Origin of the sequence: Dietzia sp. SYD-A1, from assembly GCF_015356725.1 — a bacterium.
Taxonomy (GTDB): Bacteria; Actinomycetota; Actinomycetes; order Mycobacteriales; family Mycobacteriaceae; genus Dietzia.
Genome location: NZ_JADDKI010000344.1, coordinates 1 through 4479, shown reverse-complemented (window position 1 = coordinate 4479; position 4479 = coordinate 1). Strand labels below are relative to the sequence as shown.

Sequence of the window (4479 nt, the reverse complement as noted above, 5' to 3'; positions counted from 1 at the left end):
GCGCTGGCCGCCGCGGTCGTCGTCGTCGCCGTGGTCGTCGGTGCGCTCGTGTGGCTCGTCGCGGCCGGGCCGATGTCCTCCTCCGCCCGGGCGGAACGCGCGGTCGAGCAGACCCTGCGCGACATGACCGGGTCGGAATCGTTCTCGGAGTTCAACAGCCACCTGTGCGCCGAGAACCGGGTTCCCCAGGACCTCGTCGACAACATCACCGCCTCCGGCGAGCAGACCGGTACCGACCTCGACGCGATGCTGCGCGAGTCCATCGCGGGGTCGTTCCCGCAGGACCTCGTCGTCACCGGGGTGGAGATCGACGGCGACGTGGCCACCGCCACCGTGGAGTCGGAGTCCGATGAGTCCGCCCCGGAGCAGGTGCGGATGCTCGACGAGGACGGCGTCTGGAAGGTGTGCGAACCCGGTGTGGGAATGGGCGCGGTGCCGCAGGGAGATCAGCCCGGCTGAGGCGTCTCCGCCCGGGTGGTCCCCGCACACGACAGCGGCGTCCCTCCGCTGAAGGAGGGACGCCGCTGAAGGCACCGACCCGTCGGGGCGCCTCGAGTCGGGTCAGGCCGGGGCCTCCGGTCCGGTGGAGGCGGTTCAGTCAGAGGCGGTTCAGGCAGAGGCGCCCTTCGACTTGCCGGCCGACTTGAGGTCGTTGCACGCCTCGACGACGCGCTCGGACATCGCCTGCTCCGCCTTCTTGAGGTACGAGCGCGGGTCGTAGACCTTCTTGTTGCCGACCTCACCGTCGACCTTGAGGACGCCGTCGTAGTTGCCGAACATGTGCGCGGCGATCGGACGGGTGAACGCGTACTGGGTGTCGGTGTCGACGTTCATCTTGATGACGCCGTAGGACAGCGCCTCCTCGATCTCGGACTTGGCCGAGCCCGAACCACCGTGGAAGACGAAGTCGAACGGAAGGTCGCCCTGGTTCAGCCCGAGCTTCTCGACCGCGACGTCCTGGCCCATCTTCAGCACCTCGGGCTTGAGCTTGACATTTCCGGGCTTGTACACGCCGTGGACGTTGCCGAAGGTCGCCGCCAGTAGGTAACGCTGTCCGGTGTTGCCCGCGCCGAGCGCGTCGATGGTGGCCTCGAAGTCCTCGCGGGAGGTGTAGAGCTTCTCGTTGATCTCGTTCTCGACCCCGTCCTCCTCGCCGCCGACGACGCCGATCTCGATCTCGAGGATCTGCTTGGCGTTGGCCGTCTTCTCGAGCAGCTCCTTGGCGATCTCGAGGTTACGGTCGAGCGGGGTGGCCGAGCCGTCCCACATGTGCGACTGGAACAGCGGGTTCTCGCCGCGGTCGACGCGTTCCTGGGAGATCTCGATGAGCGGACGCACGAAGCCGTCCAGCTTGTCCTCGGGGCAGTGGTCGGTGTGCAGCGCGACCAGGATGTCGTACTTCGCCGCGATGACGTGTGCGAACTCGGCGAGCGCGACGGCACCGGTGACCATGTCCTTGACGTTCAGCCCGGAGCCGAACTCGGAACCGCCGGTGGAGAACTGGATGATGCCGTCGGAGCCGGCGTCGGCGAAACCCTTGATGGCCGCGTTGATGGTCTCGGACGACGTGCAGTTGATCGCGGGGTAGGCGAAGCCCTCGTTACGGGCCCGGTCGAGCATGTCCTTGTACTGCTCCGGGGTGGCGATAGGCATTGACGATCCTCCAGTTTTTCGGCGCTGTGACTCATCCCATCCTACGAGGTAGCGCCAGGGGGCGGGTCGCGGTGGACTGGCGGGGGCACGGTGGGCTCGCGACGGTGTCACGGCGCCCGGCGGACACCGGCGGTCAGCGGGCCAATCCGAGTCCCGGAACCGCCGAGGGCATCGCCGCCAACTCGTCATCGGTGAGCAGGGCGCCACGGAGCGCGGATCGCACCGCGGCGTGGTCGAGCTTCACCCCGATGAGCACGATCTCCTGCCCCGGGCGGACGTCTGGTACGCGCGCCCACTCCTGGGCGATCTGGAGATCGTAGTTGGGCCCGGCCTGGGACCACACCACCGCATGGTGCGGATGCGACGACAACCAGCAGTAGCCTTTGGACCTCACCAGACCGCGGGTGGACCTGAGGGCCGCCTCGAGCCGAGCCGGGTCGAACGGCCGCCCGGACCGGAATACCGTCGACGAGATGCCGTACTCCTCCGTCTCCGGGGTGTGCGGGGTGGCGAGTTCCTCCGCGTACCCCTCCGCCTGCGCGGCGACCGCGGGGTCGAACAAACCGGTGTCCACCACGTCGGCGACATCGATCCTGCCGCGGTCGAGTCGGCGCACGCGGGCGCGGGGGTTGAGGGCCCGGATCATCTGCTCGGTCGCGCCCGCCACCTGCTCCGAGGCCAGATCCGTCTTGGACACCAGCACGAGGTCCGCGAACTCGACCTGGTCCACCAGGAGGTCGGCGATCGTCCGCTCGTCGCCCTCGCCCGCGGCCATGTCGTGCTGGTCCAGTCGGTCCCCGCGGGCGATCGCACCGAGGAACGTCGAGGCGTCGACGACCGTGACCATGGTGTCCAACCTGGCCAGATCGTCGAGGCGGAACCCGCCGGTGAACTCCCACTCGAAGGTCGCGGCGACCGGCATGGGCTCGGAGATACCCGTCGACTCCACGACGATGGCGTCGAACGACCCGTCGCGGGCCAGACGGGCCACGGATTCCACGAGGTCTTCGCGGAGCGTGCAGCAGATGCAGCCGTTGGTGAGCTCCACCAGCTTCTCCTCGCCGCGCTCGACATGCCCCTCACCGGCCACCAGGGCGGCGTCGATGTTGATCTCGGACATGTCGTTGACGATGACGGCGATGCGGCGACCGTCCCGGTTGGACAGGAGGTGGTTGAGAAGGGTCGTCTTGCCGGCCCCGAGGAAGCCGGACAGGACGGTGACGGGGATGCGGGAATCAGCCATGGTCCTAATGATAACCATTTCCATTAAGGCTGCGGCGCCGGGACCGTCGTGGACGTCAGAGGGGGGCGGCGTGCTCGCGGATCCACGCGTGCATCGCGATCCCGGCGGCCACGCCGGCGTTGATCGATCGGGTCGAACCGAACTGGGCGATCGACACCGTCCGGGCCGCCCGCAGGCGCGCGTCCGCACTGACACCGGGCCCCTCCTGCCCGAACAGCAGTACACACTCGCGCGGCAGGCGGGCGGTCTCGAGCGGCTCGGCACCGGGGAGATTATCGACGGCGACCACGGGCAGTCCCTCGGCCTCGGCCCACGCCATCAGCGCGGACACGTCCTCGTGGTGCCGCAGGTGCTGGTAACGATCGGTCACCATCGCCCCGCGGCGGTTCCAGCGGCGTCGACCCACGATGTGCACCTCGGCCGCGAGGAAGGCGTTGGCCGTGCGGACCACGGTGCCGATGTTGGCATCGTGGCCGAAGTTCTCGATGGCCACGTGGAACGGGTGCCGCCGGGTGTCGAGGTCGGCCACGATGGCCTCGCGCCGCCAGTAGCGGTAGCGGTCGACCACGTTGCGGCGGTCGCCCGAGTCGAGCAGTTCCGGGTCCCAGTGGTCGCCGGACGGCCGGGGCTCCCCGGGGCGCTCGAGCTCCCACGGGCCCACCCCGACGAGGCCCTCACCCCATTCGGTGGGCCCGGCGGAGGGATCCGCTGCTGCGGGGTCCGCGGTCGCGGCCTCCGGGTCGGGGGTGGGCCCGGTCACGAGGTCAGGCGCCGATTGGCCAGTCGGATGATCCGCCCCGGCCCGACCTGAGACGCCAGGTACATCGCGGTGGCCTGGGTGCCCACAGGCCGGTGCACCTCGCGACCCACGACGCCCCGGATCCGCCCGAGCAGACCGGACGTCGGGCGCCGCGTCTGCTCGGCGAGGCGCAGAACCTCGCCGGCCACGTCGCCCTCGGTCAGTCGGACGCCCATGTTCCGCATGCCTGCGGTGTTCACGCCCTCGAGCATCCCCGTGCCCACGTAGAGCGGCCACACCGAACACACGCGGATGCCCGTGGGACCCCACTCCAGGTCCAGCGCCTCGGTGATCCCCCGGACGGCGAACTTGGTGGCCGAGTACACGGCCATCTCGGCCTGGCCGTAGATCGCCGAGGCCGAGCAGAGGTTGACCACGACCGCGGACGAGGCCTTCTCCAGGTACGGGTGCGCCGCCCGGCAGCCGTACATCACGCCCTTGACGTTGACATCGACGAGCGCGGAGTCCTGCTCGTAGCTCGCGTCCACGAACGGCATCCCGTACAACAGGCCGGCATTGTTGACCAGGACGTTCAGCGCGCCACCGGAGCGGGCCGTCACCTGTTCCAGTGCGGCCTCCCAGGCGGCGGGGTCGGTGACGTCCAGCGCTCCGGTGATCACGCGGTCATCCCCCGCCGCCCAGGCACACGGCTGCAGATCGAAGGCGCCCACCAGGTACCCGGCGTCGGCGAACCCGCGTGCGGTGGCCTCGCCGATCCCGCGGCCGGCGCCGGTGACGAGAACCGTGCGGACCGTGGATCCGGCCGGCGCACCCGCGCCAGTGG

General features: G+C 69.7%; 5 protein-coding genes. 1 reads left to right on the top strand and 4 read right to left on the bottom strand.

The window, feature by feature from the left end:
* Window positions 1–459 (top strand): hypothetical protein (locus IY392_RS13360; protein ID WP_309234184.1); only part of this gene is annotated, 459 nt, incomplete at its 5' end.
* Between the two features lie 150 nt (window positions 460–609).
* Here the strand turns inward: IY392_RS13360 and fbaA are convergent.
* From fbaA to IY392_RS13340, 4 genes are all read right to left on the bottom strand, one after another.
* The gene (gene fbaA / locus IY392_RS13355) at window positions 610–1653 is read right to left on the bottom strand and encodes a class II fructose-bisphosphate aldolase (RefSeq protein WP_107757443.1); all 1044 of its coding nucleotides are present in this window, start codon (window positions 1651–1653) and stop codon (window positions 610–612) included.
* 133 nt (window positions 1654–1786) lie between these two features.
* Window positions 1787–2896, bottom strand: a complete 1110-nt coding sequence (locus IY392_RS13350) for a GTP-binding protein (RefSeq protein WP_107757444.1) — start codon at window positions 2894–2896, stop codon at window positions 1787–1789.
* 55 nt (window positions 2897–2951) lie between these two features.
* Window positions 2952–3656 carry an RNA methyltransferase gene (locus IY392_RS13345; RefSeq protein WP_182612366.1) on the bottom strand — a complete coding sequence of 235 codons (705 nt, stop codon included), beginning with the start codon at window positions 3654–3656 and terminating at the stop codon, window positions 2952–2954.
* Window positions 3653–4479: SDR family oxidoreductase (locus IY392_RS13340; RefSeq protein ID WP_228549392.1), on the bottom strand; the 827-nt coding region annotated here is incomplete at its 5' end. The genes IY392_RS13340 and IY392_RS13345, both read right to left, overlap by 4 nt.